At 67.9% G+C, this 15,027-nt stretch carries 14 protein-coding genes; 6 read left to right on the plus strand and 8 right to left on the minus strand.

Annotation, left to right across the window (positions count from 1 at the left end):
- Positions 1 to 68: 68 nt before the first annotated feature.
- The 3 genes from OEJ37_RS05160 to OEJ37_RS05170 form a co-directional block, all read right to left on the minus strand.
- A complete protein-coding gene (locus tag OEJ37_RS05160) occupies positions 69 to 896 on the minus strand; it encodes a TIM barrel protein (RefSeq protein ID WP_263343404.1) in 828 nt (275 codons plus the stop codon).
- Between the two features lie 40 nt (positions 897 to 936).
- Positions 937 to 1,971 (minus strand): xylose isomerase, encoded by a 1,035-nt coding sequence (locus OEJ37_RS05165; RefSeq protein ID WP_263343405.1) that lies wholly within the window; start codon positions 1,969 to 1,971, stop codon positions 937 to 939.
- 145 nt (positions 1,972 to 2,116) lie between these two features.
- Complete coding sequence (locus tag OEJ37_RS05170) at positions 2,117 to 3,181, minus strand: LacI family DNA-binding transcriptional regulator (RefSeq protein WP_175919147.1); 1,065 nt, start codon at positions 3,179 to 3,181, stop codon at positions 2,117 to 2,119.
- A 177-nt stretch (positions 3,182 to 3,358) separates the two neighbouring features.
- On the opposite strand from OEJ37_RS05170, the gene OEJ37_RS05175 reads away from it, so the two are divergent.
- The 3 genes from OEJ37_RS05175 to OEJ37_RS05185 are packed head-to-tail and all read left to right on the plus strand — an operon-like array spanning position 3,359 to position 6,038.
- Positions 3,359 to 4,441, plus strand: coding sequence for a fatty acid desaturase family protein (locus OEJ37_RS05175; protein WP_174419767.1), 1,083 nt, complete (start codon positions 3,359 to 3,361; stop codon positions 4,439 to 4,441).
- 36 nt (positions 4,442 to 4,477) lie between these two features.
- Positions 4,478 to 4,786 carry a non-heme iron oxygenase ferredoxin subunit gene (locus OEJ37_RS05180; RefSeq protein ID WP_152860744.1) on the plus strand — a complete coding sequence of 103 codons (309 nt, stop codon included), beginning with the start codon at positions 4,478 to 4,480 and terminating at the stop codon, positions 4,784 to 4,786.
- A gap of 4 nt (positions 4,787 to 4,790) precedes the next feature.
- Positions 4,791 to 6,038: an NAD(P)/FAD-dependent oxidoreductase gene (locus OEJ37_RS05185; RefSeq protein WP_263343408.1), complete on the plus strand. Its 1,248-nt coding sequence runs from the start codon at positions 4,791 to 4,793 to the stop codon at positions 6,036 to 6,038.
- Positions 6,039 to 6,123: 85 nt separating this feature from the next.
- On the opposite strand, the gene OEJ37_RS05190 is transcribed toward OEJ37_RS05185, so the two are convergent.
- The 3 genes from OEJ37_RS05190 to glpD all read right to left on the minus strand — a co-directional run bounded on the left by OEJ37_RS05190 (position 6,124) and on the right by glpD (position 10,053).
- Positions 6,124 to 6,840 (minus strand): MIP/aquaporin family protein, encoded by a 717-nt coding sequence (locus OEJ37_RS05190; RefSeq protein ID WP_096471721.1) that lies wholly within the window; start codon positions 6,838 to 6,840, stop codon positions 6,124 to 6,126.
- Positions 6,841 to 6,921: 81 nt separating this feature from the next.
- Positions 6,922 to 8,424, minus strand: a complete 1,503-nt coding sequence (gene glpK / locus OEJ37_RS05195) for a glycerol kinase GlpK (protein WP_034178958.1) — start codon at positions 8,422 to 8,424, stop codon at positions 6,922 to 6,924.
- 105 nt (positions 8,425 to 8,529) lie between these two features.
- On the minus strand, positions 8,530 to 10,053 hold the full coding sequence (gene glpD / locus OEJ37_RS05200) for a glycerol-3-phosphate dehydrogenase (RefSeq protein WP_174419769.1): 1,524 nt from the start codon (positions 10,051 to 10,053) through the stop codon (positions 8,530 to 8,532).
- Between the two features lie 162 nt (positions 10,054 to 10,215).
- On the opposite strand from glpD, the gene OEJ37_RS05205 reads away from it, so the two are divergent.
- Positions 10,216 to 10,584 carry a hypothetical protein gene (locus tag OEJ37_RS05205; RefSeq protein WP_175941231.1) on the plus strand — a complete coding sequence of 123 codons (369 nt, stop codon included), beginning with the start codon at positions 10,216 to 10,218 and terminating at the stop codon, positions 10,582 to 10,584.
- 98 nt (positions 10,585 to 10,682) lie between these two features.
- Here the strand turns inward: OEJ37_RS05205 and OEJ37_RS05210 are convergent, their stop codons facing one another.
- Together OEJ37_RS05210 and OEJ37_RS05215 are read right to left on the minus strand one after the other, a co-directional pair.
- On the minus strand, positions 10,683 to 10,880 hold the full coding sequence (locus OEJ37_RS05210) for a hypothetical protein (protein ID WP_006477892.1): 198 nt from the start codon (positions 10,878 to 10,880) through the stop codon (positions 10,683 to 10,685).
- Positions 10,881 to 11,193: 313 nt separating this feature from the next.
- Positions 11,194 to 11,973 (minus strand): DeoR/GlpR family DNA-binding transcription regulator, encoded by a 780-nt coding sequence (locus OEJ37_RS05215; protein ID WP_006493999.1) that lies wholly within the window; start codon positions 11,971 to 11,973, stop codon positions 11,194 to 11,196.
- A gap of 222 nt (positions 11,974 to 12,195) precedes the next feature.
- Between OEJ37_RS05215 and OEJ37_RS05220 the strand changes: the two genes are divergently transcribed.
- Both OEJ37_RS05220 and OEJ37_RS05225 read left to right on the plus strand, forming a co-directional pair.
- Positions 12,196 to 13,836 (plus strand): gamma-glutamyltransferase family protein, encoded by a 1,641-nt coding sequence (locus OEJ37_RS05220; protein ID WP_174422346.1) that lies wholly within the window; start codon positions 12,196 to 12,198, stop codon positions 13,834 to 13,836.
- A gap of 314 nt (positions 13,837 to 14,150) precedes the next feature.
- Positions 14,151 to 14,978: a ferritin-like domain-containing protein gene (locus OEJ37_RS05225; RefSeq protein ID WP_174422347.1), complete on the plus strand. Its 828-nt coding sequence runs from the start codon at positions 14,151 to 14,153 to the stop codon at positions 14,976 to 14,978.
- Positions 14,979 to 15,027 lie beyond the last annotated feature (49 nt).

Consider the following 15,027-nt stretch of genomic DNA (forward strand, 5'->3'; position numbering starts at 1 on the left):
TCGAGTGCATCGCCGCACGCGTCGTCACGTGTACGGGTCGTCACGCCGGCCGCGCACCGCGGCGACGGTCAGCAATCCGCCAGTTCGCGCCGCACATAGTCGATGCTTGCCCGCAGCCGGTCTTCGATGTCGGCGGCTTCGGCGATTTCGTTCGCGAACGGCTCGAACGAGAACGCGCCGCGGTAGCCGCGCGCGAGCAGTTCGCGCAACTGCCGGATGTTGCCGAGCCGGTCGGCGCCGCCGACCAGCACGCGATGGCCGTCGCGCATCCGGTCGACCGGCAGGTCGTCTTCGTCGACGCCCGAGATGTGCACGAGGCCCGTCAGGTTCGGGAAGAAGATGTCCTCGCCCGACAGATGATGGTGGAACGTGTCGTGCACGAGCCGGAAGACCTGTTCGCCGGCCGCGTCGTAAATGCCTTTCACCGCGTCGGACTTGCGGCGCAGCGCGCACTCCTCGAAGCCGAGCGGCTCGATGAAGCCGAGCAGGCCGCGCGCTTCGAGGATCGGCTTGAGCGCCTTCAGCGCCTTCACGAGATCCGCATGGCGCGCGTCCGCGCCGCGCGTGTCGCCGCGGCTGTTGGTCGGGCACAGCACCAGCGCACGCGCGCCGCACTGCGCCGCGTAGTCGACCAGCACGGTCGCTTCGTCCGCGCGCTCGGCGTTCCATTGCTCGAAGCGCTGCAGCGCGTTGATCGTCAGGATCGTCACGCCGCCGGCTTCGGCCGTCGCGCGCACGGCGGCGGCCGGTGTGCCGTCGGCGATCTCGACGCCGTCGAGATCGTTGCGGATCTCGATCGTGTCGATGCCGAGGCGCCGGCACAGCGCGACATAGCGGTCGAGCGGCAGGCGCGGCGCGCTCATCCGGTTCAGCGAAAAGTGGAATGCTTGCGTCATCGTTCTGTCCTTGCGTGTCGAGTTGGGGGCGGGGGCCGGATCAGGTGCCGGTGCGAGCGGTGCCGCCGGCCGGCGGGTTTGCCGGCGGCGCGGCGAGTGCGTGCCACGTGTCGCGCAACCAGTGCGCGCACGCGACGTTGTTGTCGAAGATCGAATAGCGTGCGCCGCCGCCGTAGTCGGGAAACGGGATGAACTCGCAACTGATCTGCTCGAGCCGCGCCGGCCGAGCGTGAGCCTGCGATTGCAGCAACTGGCGCAGCGCGGTTTTCCACGTGTCGAGCAGTGCCACGCGCCATTCGCCGTGATAGGCGCCCGGTGCCGGCGCGACGAACGGATACTGGATGCCGCGGCCGGGCCGTCCGTCCGCGCGGCGCATCCAGCAGTTCTCGGGATTGTTCGGAATCACGCTGCGCGCATGCGCATGCCGGACCCAGCCGCGCGCGATCCAGTCGGCGTAGATGGCGGCCGGCGACGCAGGGTCGAGCACGAGGCTGTCGCTGTCGACCCGTTCGCGAATGCCCGATGCGTCGAGTTCGGCGCGATTGCCGATCTTGAACAGCAGGTGCGAATGATCGAGGGTGATCCGGAACGGCGCACCGGCCTGCTCGACATGCCGCGCGACCCGCGCGACGCGCGTGAAGTCCTCGCTCCACATGTCGACGTGCACTTCGAGGCTCGGCAGGCAGCCGACCGGCTCGCCGCGTTCGTACGTACGCAGGTAAAAATCGGCGACTTCGCGGTCCGACAGCGGATGGCCGTCCGCGTGATGCGCGTACAGCTGGCAGTTGAGCACCGTGCTGCCGAACCGCGCGCCGGCATCGACGATTTCGGCGGCATGCGCATCGTCGCGGCCCGCGCACCAGATGCCGCCGATCACGCGAATCGGCAGCGCGTGGCGTTCGACCAGCGCGAAATACGGCGACAGATCTTCGCCGCGCGCCGGGTTCTTTTCGACGTAGTCGAACACGCCGGCGCCGGCGACCATCCGGAAGCGTTCGGCTGGCGCGGGCAGCGGCAGGCCGTCGTGTTCGAGCACGCCGTCGAGGTTCACGCCGATGAGGATCGGTTCAGCCATTGTCTCCTGTCCGTTGTCGTGCTGGGGATGGCTGTCCAATGTACGGATACGCCGTGCGGGCTGCATGACAAACGTTGACGAAAAATCGCCAATGCGCCGGTCGATTTTTTTCGCCACGCGCAGGCATCGCGATGCGCGGCGACATTCAGGGCTGCAAGTAGGCGCTCGTCCTCACGTTCGCCGCACAGAACACGCGGAATTCGACCGGGTCGCCCGGCGGTGGCTGTTCGACGATCCCGCACGCATGCAGCACGTGCTGCAGCGCGGAAATCGCCTGTCCGTCCGGATCCTGGTCGATCGCGAGATCCATCGCGCCGGCGTCGATGAAGGTGCGGTGCTCGTCGAGCATCTCGTGCCCGATCCAGATCACGCGCCCGGTCGCGCCGGCCTTGCGCAGCGCCGCTTCAATGCCGGCCGAACCGGCGCCGCTGTTGTAGATCGCGACCACGTCGTCGTGTGCCTGCAGTGCCTTCGTCACCGCGCGGTAGCAGCGGTCGTCCTGGTCGAGCGTCTCGACCGGCTCGCCGTCGCAGCGCAGTGTGGCGAACGCGTCGGCGAGCTGGTCGCGGCAGCCGGCCATCCGGTCGGCGTGCGCGCGGTAGCCCATGCGGCCGCCGAGCAGCAGCACGCGGCCGGGGTGTGCCGCCAGGCGGCCGACGTAATAGCCGGCCGTGCGCCCGGCGCGGTAGTTGTCGATGCCCGCGTAGTGCACGCGATCGATGCCGCCGATGTCGGTGACCATCGTGACGACGGTCTCGCCGCGCGCGATCGCGCCGGCCAGCGCATCGCGCACGCGGGCGGTGTCGCGTGCCGTGACGATCAGCGCCGCGCGCCGGTATGCGGGCCGTTCGATCAGCGCGGCGGCGCGTTCGTCGTCCGCGGCGGGCAGGATCGTCCGGTGTACGACCACGCGCCGGTCGAGCATCTGCAGCGAGCGCTGCAGCGCCTGCTGCAGCCGCCGGAAGAACGGCGCGTCGGTGTCCGGCAGCAGCACGTCGACATGGATCAGCCCGTGCCGCGTGTCGGGGAGCTGCCGCGGCACGCCGAGCTGCCGCGCCGCCGCGACCACGCGCTCGCGCGCCTGCGCCGACACGCTTCCGCGCTCGTTCAGCACGCGGTCGACGGTGGTCGTGCTGACGCCGGCGAGTGCCGCGATCTCGTCGAAGCGCGCGGTGCGCTTGCGCCAGCGCGGCCCGGATTCACCTGCCATGGTCGCCTCCATCGTCGTGGTCGCCATCATCGGGTGCGTGGCGCCGTCGGGAACGCTAAAACGATGGCGAAATTTCGTCAACGTTTCGATTGAGCGGGGGCGGCCGGTCGCCTAATTTTGGTTCCATGGGGAAGCGCTTGCCGTGCTTCCCACGCACAAGGAACCCCGGAGACACGAGTGGCACATACCGACGACCAGGCGCACGATCGCGCGGCGGCGCGCCGTCAGGAATACCGAATGATCGGCGGCGCCGGCGAGCGCGCGCACGCGGCGGGGCTCGTCAACGCCGAGTGGTACCGGTGCGCGGTGCCGCGGCCGCTGATGAAGCAGTTGATGCAGCGCGGCGACGCGCGTGCGATCCGCGACACGCTGATCTGGTACGCGGCGATCGCGGCCAGCGGCGTGATCGCGTGGCTTGCCTGGCGCGCGCATTCGGCGTGGGCGATCCCCGCGTTCTTCGTGTACGGCACGCTCTATTGCAGCCCGGCAGACTCGCGCTGGCACGAATGCGGGCACGGCACCGCATTTCGCACGCGCTGGATGAACGACGCGCTGTACCAGGTCGCGTCGTTCCAGGTGTTCCGCCGCGCGACGGCGTGGCGCTGGAGCCATGCGCGCCATCACACCGACACGCTGGTCGTCGGGCGCGATCCGGAAATCGCCGCGCCGAAGCCGACCGACTGGCTCGCGCTCGCGCTGAACGTCGTCGCGCTGAAGCATGTGGCCGGCGAACTGCGCAAGATGATCGCGGCCGCGTTCACCGGCCGGCTCGACGACGACGAGCGCACCTACGTGCCCGAGTCGGAATGGCCGAAGGTCGTGCGCGAATCGCGCATCCACCTTGCGGTTTATGCGCTCGTGGCCGGTGCGTCGCTGTACTGGCACACGCTCCTGCCGCTGCTCTACATCGGGCTGCCGAGCCTCTACGGCGCGTGGCTGTACCTGTACTTCGGCCTCACGCAGCACGCAGGCATGCCCGAGAACGTGCTCGATCACCGGCGCAATTGCCGTACCGTGATGATGAATCCGGTGTTCCGCTTCCTGTACTGGAACATGAACTACCACGTCGAGCACCACATGTTCCCGATGGTGCCGTTCCATGCGCTGCCGAAGCTGCACGAGGCCGTGAAGGCCGACATGCCGCCGCCGTACCGCAGCACGCTCGCCGCGTATGCGGAGATCGTGCCGGCGCTGGTCCGGCAGACGCGCGACCCGTCCCATTACGTCGTGCGGCCCGTGCCGGACACGGCGCGCACGTGACCGACATCGAACAACCCAATCAAGGAGACACGCATCATGACGCAATGGATCGACACCGGCGCGCTCGACGACATCGACGATGAAGACGTCGCGCGCTTCGATCACGCGGGCCGCACGTACGCGATCTACCGCATCGACGGCGAGGTTTATGCGAGCGACGGCCTGTGCACGCACGAGCGCGTGCATCTCGCGGACGGGCTCGTGATGGGCCATGTGATCGAATGCCCGAAGCACAACGGCCGCTTCGACGTGCGCGACGGCCGGCCGCTGTCCGCGCCCGCATGCGAGAAGCTGCGCACGTACCGCGCGAAGATCGAGGGCGGCCGCGTCCTGATCGAGGTGTGACGCGATGACGAACCACCGTGTGATGGCGATCGTCGGCGCGGGCCATGCGGGCGGCCGCGCGGCGCAGGTGCTGCGCGAGTCCGGCTGGCGCGGGCGTATCGTGCTGATCGGCGCGGAGTCGCACCTGCCGTACGAGCGACCGCCGTTGTCGAAGGGCGTGCTGACGGGCGAGCGCAGCGCGGCGCAGTGCCGGTTGCGCGATCCGGACGCATGGGCGGCCGACGGTATCGAGCCGGTCGTTGCGACGGTCGAGCGCATCGATCCGCACGCACGCGAAGTGCGCGTGTCCGGCGGCCGGGTGTTCGGCTACGACGCGCTGCTGCTCGCGACCGGCGCGCGTGCGCGCCGCCTCGCGATTCCGGGCGCGGCGCTCGACGGCGTGTTTGCATTGCGCACGCTCGACGACGCGGCGGCGCTTGGCCCGCGGCTCGTACCCGATGCGCGGATCGTGATGATCGGCGGCGGCTTCATCGGTCTCGAAGTCGCGGCGTCGGCGCGGCTGCGCGGCTGCCGCGTGACCGTGCTCGACGCGGCGCCGCGCCTGCTCGGGCGCGCGGTGCCGGAGTCGATCGCCGCGCGCGTGCAGGCGCTTCACGAGGAGCAGGGCGTGGCGATCCGCGTGAACCGGAAACCCGTTGCGATCGAGCGGACCTCGGGCGGCGCGCTGGCCGTCGCGCTCGACGACGGCGACACGCTGATCGCCGATACGGTCGTGGCCGGCATCGGCATCGAACCGGCCGACGAGCTGGCGCGCGACGCGGGCCTCGCGGTCGATCGTGGCATCGTCGTGAACGCGCGGCTCGAGACGTCGGCGCGCGGCATCCATGCGGCCGGCGACGTCGCGGTGTTTCCGAGTGCGTTGTCGGGGCGACCGGTCCGGCAGGAGACGTGGCACGGCGCCGAGACCCAGGCGCGCGCAGCCGCGCGCAACATGCTCGGCGCCGACGAACCGTATCGCGACATCCCGTGGTTCTGGTCGGATCAGTACGACGCGCAGTTGCAGGTGGCAGGGGAGCCGGCGCTCGGTGAGCTGGTGGTCGCGCGCAGGCTCGATGGCGACGCCGAAATCCACTTCCATTTCGATGGTGGCGGACGGCTCGTCGCGGCGAGCGGCTTCGGCCGCGCGTCAGGATTCGTCAAGGAGATGAAGTTGGCGAGGACGCTGGTCGAACGCGGCGGCGCGGCGGCGCCCGCGGCGGTCGCGGACTCGAACGTGAAGCTGAAGTCGCTGTTGCCGACAGCCGGCGCGTAGGCGGGTAGGTGCAACGCCCGATGAAAAACAGCCCGCGGCCTTCCGGCACGCGGGCTGTGTTGCTTCGTCGGTGCGACGGGCCGCGTCAGTGCGGTACGTGCAGTTGCAGATAGAGCACGGCAGCGAGCGAGCCGCCGATCAGCGGGCCGACCACCGGAATCCATGCATAGCGCCAGTCGCTGTCGCGCTTGCCGGGAATCGGCAGCAGCGCATGCATGAGGCGCGGCGCGAGGTCGCGCGCGGGGCTCATCGCATAGCCGGTCGGGCCGCCGAGCGAGATGCCGATGCCGAGCACGAGCAGGCCGACGGGCAGCGCGTCGAGTGCGCCGAGGCCGACCTGCGGCGACGCGAGATACAGCACGCCGAGGATCAGCACGAACGTGCAGATCGCCTCGGTCAGCACGTTGTGCCGGACGCTGCGGATCGCGGGCGCCGTGCAGAACACCGCGAGCTTCAGGTCCGCATCGGCTTCCTTCGCGAAGTGCTGGCGATACGCGAGCCACACGAGCAGTGCGCCGGCCATCCCGCCGAGCATCTGCGCGAGGATGTAGCCGCCGACTTTCGACCACGCGAACTTGCCCGCGAGCGCGAGGCTGATCGTCACGACCGGGTTCAGGTGCGCACCGCTGAACGACGCGGTCACGTAGACGGCGACGAATACGGCCATCGCCCAGCCCCAGACGATCACGATCAGGTCCGCGCCCTTGCCCTTGGTCTTCGCAAGCAGCACGTTCGCGACCGCGCCGTTGCCGAGCAGCACGAGGATCGCCGTGCCGATGAATTCTGCAATATAAGGTGACATGATTGTCTCTCGTATGTCGCGGCGGACTCGCGCGCTGCGCGGTCCGCCGGTGTTGTTGTATTTCGTACGGATGGCTGACGATTACTGGGTGTCGTCGGCCCACGCCTTCGCGGCGCGCACCGCACGCTGCCAGCCGGCCATGCAGCGTTCGACCTGCTCCTTCGGCATCGACGGCGAGAAGCGACGATCGAGCTGCCACTGGTCGCGCACTTCGTCGAGGTTCTTCCAGTAGCCGATCGCGAGGCCCGCGAGGTAGGCCGCGCCGAGCGCGGTCGTCTCGGTGATCTGCGGACGCACCGCGTCGACGCCAAGCAGGTCGGCCTGGAACTGCATCAGCAGGTCGTTCGCGCTCGCGCCGCCGTCGACGCGCAGTTCGCCGATGCTGATGCCCGAATCGGCTTCCATCGCGGCCAGCACGTCGAGCGACTGGTACGCGATCGAATCGAGCGCCGCGCGCGCGAGGTGCGCGGCCGTCGTGCCGCGCGTGACGCCGAACACCGAGCCGCGCGCCCGCGCGTTCCAGTGCGGTGCGCCGAGGCCGGCGAACGCGGGCACGAGATAGACGCCGTCGGTGTGCGGCACGCTCGCGGCGAGCGCTTCGATTTCAGCGGCCGTCTTGATGATGCCGACGCCGTCGCGCAGCCACTGTACGACCGCGCCCGCGATGAAGATGCTGCCTTCGAGCGCGTACTGCACGTCGTCGCCGATCTGCCATGCGATCGTCGTGACGAGGTTGTTCTTCGACTCGATCGGCTTGTCGCCGGTGTTCATCATCAGGAAGCAGCCGGTGCCGTAGGTGTTCTTCACCATGCCCGACGTCGTGCACATCTGGCCGAACAGCGCCGCGTGCTGGTCGCCGGCGATGCCCGCGAGCGGGATCTTCGACGCGAATACGGTGGTTTTCGTATGGCCGTAGATTTCCGACGACGCCTTCACTTCCGGCAGCATGCTGCGCGGGATGTCGAGCAGTTCGAGCAGCTCGCTGTCCCACTCGCGCGTATGGATGTTGAACAGCATCGTGCGCGACGCGTTCGTCACGTCGGTCACGTGCAGTTCGTGCTTCGTGAAGTTCCACACGAGCCAGCTGTCGACGGTGCCGAATGCGAGCTTGCCCTGGCGTGCCTTGTCGCGCGCGCCCGGCACGTTGTCGAGGATCCAGCGGATCTTCGTCGCGGAGAAGTACGAGTCGATCGGCAAGCCGGTCTTCGCGCGCACCTTCGCTTCGAGACCCTGCTTCTTCAGCGAGTCGCAGAAGTCGGCCGTGCGGCGATCCTGCCAGACGATCGCGTTGTAGACGGGCTGGCCCGTCTCGCGATCCCAGACGATCGTCGTCTCGCGCTGGTTGGTGATGCCGATCGCCGCGATCGACGTGCCGTTCAGGCCCGTGCGCGTGACGGCTTCCGCGGCGACGCCGGCTTGCGTCGACCAGATTTCCTGCGGGTCGTGCTCGACCCAGCCGGGTTGCGGGTAGATCTGTTCGAATTCCTTCTGGGCGATCGACACGATATTGCCCTGGCGATCGAACAGCATCGCGCGGGAACTCGTGGTGCCCTGGTCAAGCGCGAGGATGTATTGGTCCTGCATGTCTCTCATCTCCATCCGTGGATTGGCTTAGTTGTGATGCGCGCCGCATGGTGCGCGGCGCGTCGGTGAGTCAACGTCGGTAAGACAACTGCAACTGCATTCGAATCACGCGTGCGGCGCGTGCGCGGCGGCGAACCAGGCGTCGACCGCGGCCGTCACGGCATCGAGCGTGCCCGGCGCGACGTGCAGGCCGAGCTTCGAGCGGCGCCACAGCACGTCCTGCGCGCAGGTCGCCCATTCGGCGTCGCGCAGGTAGCGCAGTTCGGCGTCGTGGATGCCCGGCGCGATTTCGGTGCCGAGATCGGCGAGCGACTTCGCGCCGTCGACCACGCGCTCCGCGCGCGTGCCGTAGGCGCGCGCATAACGACGGGCGAGTGCGGCGGGCAGCCACGGATGACGTTTCGCGAACGTGTCGGCGAATGCGTCGAACTTCGCGTTCGCGATGTCGCCGCCCGGCAGCGCGACGCCGGCCGTCCAGGTTTTCGCGTCACTGCCGAGCGCGCGGCACAGCATGTCGCCGGCTTCTTCCGCGAGCTTGCGGAACGTCGTGATCTTGCCGCCGAACACCGACAGCAGCGGTGCGCCGGCGCCGTCGTCCAGCTCGAGGCGGTAGTCGCGCGTGACGGCGGATGCGTTCGCCGCGTTTTCGTCTTCCAGCAGCGGGCGCACGCCCGAATAGGTCCAGTGCACGTCGGCCGGCGAGATCTTGCGCTTGAAGTAGCGGTTGATCGAATCGCACAGGTACTGCGTTTCGTCGCGATCGATCGCGACTTTCGCGGGATCGTTCGTGTATTCGACGTCGGTCGTGCCGATCAGCGTGAAGTCGTGCTCGTACGGAATCGCGAAGATGATCCGCTTGTCCGGGTTCTGGAAGATGTATGCGTGATCGTGATCGAACAGGCGGCGCGTGATGATGTGGCTGCCCTTCACAAGCCGCACGCTGTGCTGCGCGCCGCGGCCGAGCGCGCCGTGCAGCACGTCGCCGACCCACGGGCCGGCCGCGTTCGCGATCGCGCGCGCATGCACGACGCGGATCGAACCGTCGGCGTGCTGCAGCCGCGCTTCCCATTCGTCGCCGCGGCGTTCGGCGGATACCAGCTTCGTGCGCGTCAGGATCTCGGCGCCGCGCTCCTTCGCATCCATCGCGTTCAGCACGACGAGGCGCGCGTCGTCGACCCAGCCGTCCGAATACACGAAGCCGCGCTTGATCGAGTCGATCAGCGGCGCGCCGGCCGCATGGCGGCGCATGTCGATACCGCGCGAGCCGGGCAGCAGTTCGCGTTTCGCGAGGTGATCGTAGAGGAACAGGCCGATGCGGATCAGCCAGGCCGGACGCAGGTTCGGCATGTGCGGCATCACGAAGCGCAGCGGCCACATGATGTGCGGCGCCGCGCGCAGCAGCGTCTCGCGCTCCTGCAGCGCCTTGCGCACGAGCCCGAACTCGTTGTACTCGAGATACCGCAGGCCGCCGTGAATCAGCTTCGTGCTGGACGACGACGTGTGCGACGCGAGATCGTCCTGCTCGCAGAGCATGACCGACAGGCCGCGGCCGGCCGCATCGCGCGCGATCCCCGCGCCGTTGATGCCGCCGCCGACGACGAGCAGATCGTAGCGATTCGGTTGGGTCACCTGCTGTCCTTATCGTCTGATGGAAATGGGCGAACAAGAAATGTTCGAATTCGAAATTTAACGAACGAAATCGAAAAAGTAAAGTTCGGAAAAGCGGGGCCAGTAGCGCGCGACGCGATCCCGGACGATACTGGCGGAATCGACCGTTTCGCGAGGTGAATCATGCGTATTGGGATGTGGGCCGGCTTATGCGCCGTCCTTCTGGCGGGGTGCAGCGCCGGTATGCCGCCGCTCGCCGGCAACTGGCGGGCGCCGTCGTTCGTCGACCTGCAGGCGTCGTGCGGCGGCTCGGCGCGTGACTGGGGCGCGGACGCGCAGCCGGTCTACTCGGCGCTTTACGACGCGTACGTGGCGAAACGGTATCGCGGGCTGACCGAAGCGAACTATTGTGCGTTCGTAAACGAACTTTCGACGCGCTATGCGGCGCCCGACGCGGCGGCGCGCGCCGGCTGGATCGCGTATTTCAACGGTGCGCGCGCGCAGGCCATCAGCTGGCGGGCGGCGGTCGATCCGACGCTGCGCGGCGGCTGAAGCCGGCTGCGGCCGGGTGAGGCGAACCGGCGGGGAAGCTGAAACGACCGTGCGGCCGGGAATCCGGCCGCACGGTCAGGTCAGGAACTGCGGGGTTTTCACGAATACCGGTACTTGATGGATCGAAGCGCGGCGTCGCCGGTCTCGGTCACGCAGTATTTGCGCCCCGAGCCGAGCCCTTCCAGGCGGACGAGCTGCTGTTCGAGCAGGATGTCCAGTTCATCCCGATCCATGTCGCGCTGGTCAGGCGCGTCCTTCACAAGCAATAGCGTGGCGAATTCATGCGGACTCAGCATCGTTCTCTCCATGGCATCCGGTCTGCCCGCGCGGCCGGCGCAAACGCCGACGCACGATACCCCGGGGGGTATGGCTTGGGGGGAAAGCTGTATTCGCCGGCCCTGAAGTTCGCTCACACCCTGGCACAGGCGGTCGGGCAAACGGACCGGGGAACTGGAGTCTAGTCGAGCGCGCAGGCAACGACAAATCGTGCCCCGTTAATTTTCCGTTTGACAGGAGAATGCGTCGCAAGCGGTCGGCTCGCGGCGCCAACTTCTTGATTTCACTTGAAGTTTCGGGTGCGGTGCAGCATCGCTGGCGCCCTCGCAAGCGTCATTCCGCGACGTACACCTGGGTGCCGGCGGCGGCCACCGTGTCGGCCATCTCGGGCGGCAGCGGCTTGTCGGTGAAAAGCGCGTGCACCTGGCTCAGGTGGCCCTGGCGCACCAGCGCCGGGCGGCCGACCTTCGAATGGTCGGTCACGAGGTAGACCGTGCGCGCATGCTGCATGATCGCCTCGGCGACGCGCACCTCGCGCGTGTCGAAGTCGCGCAGCGTGCCGTCGGCCTCGATCGCCGACGTGCCGATGATCGCGTAGTCGACCTTGAACTGGCGGATGAAGTCGATCGCGAGCTCGCCGACGATGCCCTTGTCCCACGGCCGCACGATGCCGCCCGTGATCAGCACCTCGCAGTCGGGGTAGCCGCTCATCATCGACGCGACGTTCAGGTTGTTCGTGATCACGTGCAGCCCGTGGTGGCGGTTCAGCGCGCGCGCGACTTCCTCGGTCGTCGTGCCGAGGTTGATGAACAGCGACGCCTGGTCGGGAATGTGCGACGCCGCGAGCGCCGCGATGCGCCGCTTCTCGTCGTGGAACATCCGCTGGCGCGCCGTGTACGACACGTTCTCCGAGCTGGTCGGCAGGCTCGCGCCGCCGTGGTAGCGGCGCAGCAGGTTCAGGTCGGCGAGCCAGTTCACGTCGCGGCGGATCGTCTGCGGCGTCACCGCGAAGTGCGCGGCGAGATCGTCGACGGTCACGAAGCCGTCGCGCTGCACCCATTCGAGCAGTTCCTGCTGGCGCGCGTTCAGGGTGAGGCGGGGATCTCGGGTCATGGCTCGATGGTCGTGTCGTGAGACGGAGCGGGTATTGTAAGGGCGGCAACGGCGTTCGGCCGGCCTGGCCGGCACGGCCGCCTGTAATTCATGCGGAAACAGCATGGATTCATGTGACAAATGAATTTGTGCGATTGCGCTGATCGCGCTGCAATGGCGGACTGCGCGCGCACGCGGGCACGCGTTCGGCGCGTTCATTCAGCTTTCGACGAGGTGGCACCGATGACTGGCTTCAACTGGCACAACCCGTATCCGACGACCCGCATCCCGGTATTCGCGCGCAACGTCGTATCGACGTCGCATCCGCTCGCCGCGCAGGCCGGGCTGCGGATGCTGTGGAAAGGCGGCAACGCGGTCGACGCGGCACTGGCCGCCGCCGCCGCGATTACCGTCGTCGAGCCCGTGTCGTGCGGGCTCGGCGGCGACGCGTTCGCGCTCGTATGGGACGGCGAGCGGCTGTCCGGGCTGAACGCGTCGGGCGTCGCGCCGGCCGCGTGGAACGTCGACTATTTCCGCAAGCGCCACGGCGAGGATGCGCACGGCATCGCGAACAAGCCGACGCGCGGCTGGGACACCGTCACCGTGCCGGGCGTGATCGCGGGCTGGGAAGCGCTGCACGCGAAGTTCGGCTCGCTGCCGTTCGCGGACCTGCTCGAGCCGGCGATCGAGATTGCGGAGCGCGGTTATGCGGTGCCGCCGATCGTCGCGCACAAGTGGGCGGCGGCGGTGCCCGCGCTGCAAGGGCTGCCGGGCTTCGCGGAGACCTTCATGCCGCGCGGCCGTGCGCCGCTCGTCGGCGAACGCGTGTGCCTGCCCGGCCATGCGCAGACGCTGCGCACGCTCGCGAAGGACGGCGCCCGAGCGTTCTACGAAGGCGCGCTCGCCGAGCGCATCGCCGCGTTCGCCCGCGAAGGCGGCGGCGCGCTGACCGAAGCCGACCTGCGCGCATACCGGCCGGAATGGGTCGAGCCGATCGGCAAGCGCTTCGGCCGTCACACGATTCACGAGATCCCGCCGAACGGGCAGGGCATCGCCGCGCTGATCGCGCTCGGGATCGCCGAGCATGCGGGCGTGACCGATTGGCCGCTCGATTCGGTGGACTCGCAGCATCTGCAGATCGAGGCGATGAAGCTCGCATTCGCGGACGTCTATCGCTACGTGGCCGATCCGCGCGCGATGGAAGTCACGCCCGAGCAGATGCTCGACGATGCGTATCTCGCCGAACGCGCGAAGCAGATCGATCCCGCGCGCGCGACGCACTTCGGCGCCGGCCGGCCGCATTCGGGCGGCACGATCTACCTGTCGGCGGCCGACGAGCGCGGGATGATGGTGAGCTTTATCCAGTCGAACTACATGGGCTTCGGCTCGGGGCTCGTGGTGCCGGGCACCGGCATTGCGCTGCAGAATCGCGGGCACGGCTTCTCGATGGATCCGGCTTCGCCGAACGTCGTCGCGGGCGGCAAGCGGCCGTTCCACACGATCATCCCGGCGTTCGTCACCGAGCAGGTCGACGGCCGCACCGAGGCGGTGATGAGCTTCGGCGTGATGGGCGGCGACATGCAGCCGCAGGGCCACCTGCAGACTGTCGTGCGGATGCTCGGCCATGGGCAGCAGCCGCAGGCCGCATGCGATGCGCCGCGCTGGAAGGTCAACCGCGACTTCACGCTCGACGTCGAAGCGACGATGAATCGCGCGACGGTCGACGCGTTGGCCGCACGCGGCCATACGATCAAGTCGATCGACGATCCTTACATGGATTTCGGTTCGGGGCAGTTCATCTGGCGTCTCGACCGCGACGATCGCGAGCGCGGCTACGTGGCCGCGAGCGACAGCCGGCGCGACGGTCTGGCGGCCGGCTTCTGACGGTTCGCCTCCATTTCATGCGCTCGACGGGCGGCCGAACGACCGCCCGTTTCGTTTGGTGCGGCCCGTGCCACTGAACGGCTGCAAGCGGTTCGAAGGACTCGTCTAACGAACGGCAACAGACGCCGTGGAACTGCGCTTGTCGGCTATGGTCAGTGCTTTGGAGCACGAACGTCAAAGTCCGGCTAAGATGCCAGGATGGTTCGGCCGGACCAAGTCACTATAAACGCAAGTAAAACGCCGCCTGCGGGACGGTCGGCGCCTGTGCCGAAGGCATGGGCCGGCCCCCGCGCGACGACTGGGAGCGCACCACCATGGACACCAAAACGACGCATGTCATGCCGTGGCGAATCGAGGACATCGACCTGAACCGGATCGATCGTCAGCGTGCCGCCGCGAACGAGGATCTGTTGCTGCTGCTGTGCGCGTCGTCGTTCATCGAAAGCGGCTCGGATCTCTATACGAGCAATCTGAGCGAATTCTTCAACGACGATCCTGAAGTATCCGCGTGGCTCAACAATGCATGGGAGCACGAAGAATTGCAGCACGGCCGCGCGCTGAAGGCATACATCGCGCACGTGTGGCCCGAGTTCGACTGGGATACCGCATTCGCGAATTTCTTCGCCGAGTATTCGAAGACCTGCAAGGTCGAGGCGTTCGAGAAGACCCGCGCGCTCGAGATGGTCGCGCGCTGCGTCGTCGAGACCGGCACGGCCACGCTCTATCGCGCGATCAACGAATGCTCCGACGAGCCCGTGTTGAAGGAAATCACCGACAACATCCGCACGGACGAAGTGCGCCACTACAAGCACTTCTTCAAATTCTTCAAGAAGTACAACAAGCTCGAAGGCAATGGCCGGCTCGCGGTGCTCGGCGCGCTGGCGCGCCGCGTGATGGAAATCAAGAACGAGGATTCCGAGATCGCGCTGCGCCACGTGTTCGCGGTTCGTTATCCGGATCGCATCGGCGACAGCCAATACAACCGCGAGCGCGTCGCACGCATCAGTTCGCTGGTGCGGCGCAACCTGTCGGCCGACATGTGCGTGAAGATGCTGCTCAAGCCGCTTGACCTGCCCGCGAAGATCCAGCCGGGCGTCCACTATCCGCTCACGAAGATCACGCGGCACGTATTCCTGCGCTGATCGCCGCGACGCGGCCCGTCGGGCGTATGCTGCCGCATCGTCATCCGAT

It is taken from the genome of Burkholderia sp. BKH01 (assembly GCF_025685725.1).
GTDB classification, from domain to species: domain Bacteria; phylum Pseudomonadota; class Gammaproteobacteria; order Burkholderiales; family Burkholderiaceae; genus Burkholderia; species Burkholderia pyrrocinia_C.

What these genes read in the sequence shown, in the direction of transcription:
- OEJ37_RS05170 (WP_175919147.1), bottom strand. Translation starts at nt 3,181, where the DNA reads ATGGCAGGTGAATCCGGGCCGCGCTGGCGCAAGCGCACCGCGCGCTTC.
- OEJ37_RS05180 (WP_152860744.1), top strand. Translation starts at nt 4,478, where the DNA reads ATGACGCAATGGATCGACACCGGCGCGCTCGACGACATCGACGATGAA.
- OEJ37_RS05165 (WP_263343405.1), bottom strand. Translation starts at nt 1,971, where the DNA reads ATGGCTGAACCGATCCTCATCGGCGTGAACCTCGACGGCGTGCTCGAA.
- OEJ37_RS05215 (WP_006493999.1), bottom strand. Translation starts at nt 11,973, where the DNA reads ATGACCCGAGATCCCCGCCTCACCCTGAACGCGCGCCAGCAGGAACTG.
- OEJ37_RS05185 (WP_263343408.1), top strand. Translation starts at nt 4,791, where the DNA reads ATGACGAACCACCGTGTGATGGCGATCGTCGGCGCGGGCCATGCGGGC.
- OEJ37_RS05205 (WP_175941231.1), top strand. Translation starts at nt 10,216, where the DNA reads ATGCGTATTGGGATGTGGGCCGGCTTATGCGCCGTCCTTCTGGCGGGG.
- glpK (WP_034178958.1), bottom strand. Translation starts at nt 8,424, where the DNA reads ATGCAGGACCAATACATCCTCGCGCTTGACCAGGGCACCACGAGTTCC.
- OEJ37_RS05220 (WP_174422346.1), top strand. Translation starts at nt 12,196, where the DNA reads ATGACTGGCTTCAACTGGCACAACCCGTATCCGACGACCCGCATCCCG.
- OEJ37_RS05160 (WP_263343404.1), bottom strand. Translation starts at nt 896, where the DNA reads ATGACGCAAGCATTCCACTTTTCGCTGAACCGGATGAGCGCGCCGCGC.
- OEJ37_RS05210 (WP_006477892.1), bottom strand. Translation starts at nt 10,880, where the DNA reads ATGCTGAGTCCGCATGAATTCGCCACGCTATTGCTTGTGAAGGACGCG.
- OEJ37_RS05190 (WP_096471721.1), bottom strand. Translation starts at nt 6,840, where the DNA reads ATGTCACCTTATATTGCAGAATTCATCGGCACGGCGATCCTCGTGCTG.
- OEJ37_RS05225 (WP_174422347.1), top strand. Translation starts at nt 14,151, where the DNA reads ATGGACACCAAAACGACGCATGTCATGCCGTGGCGAATCGAGGACATC.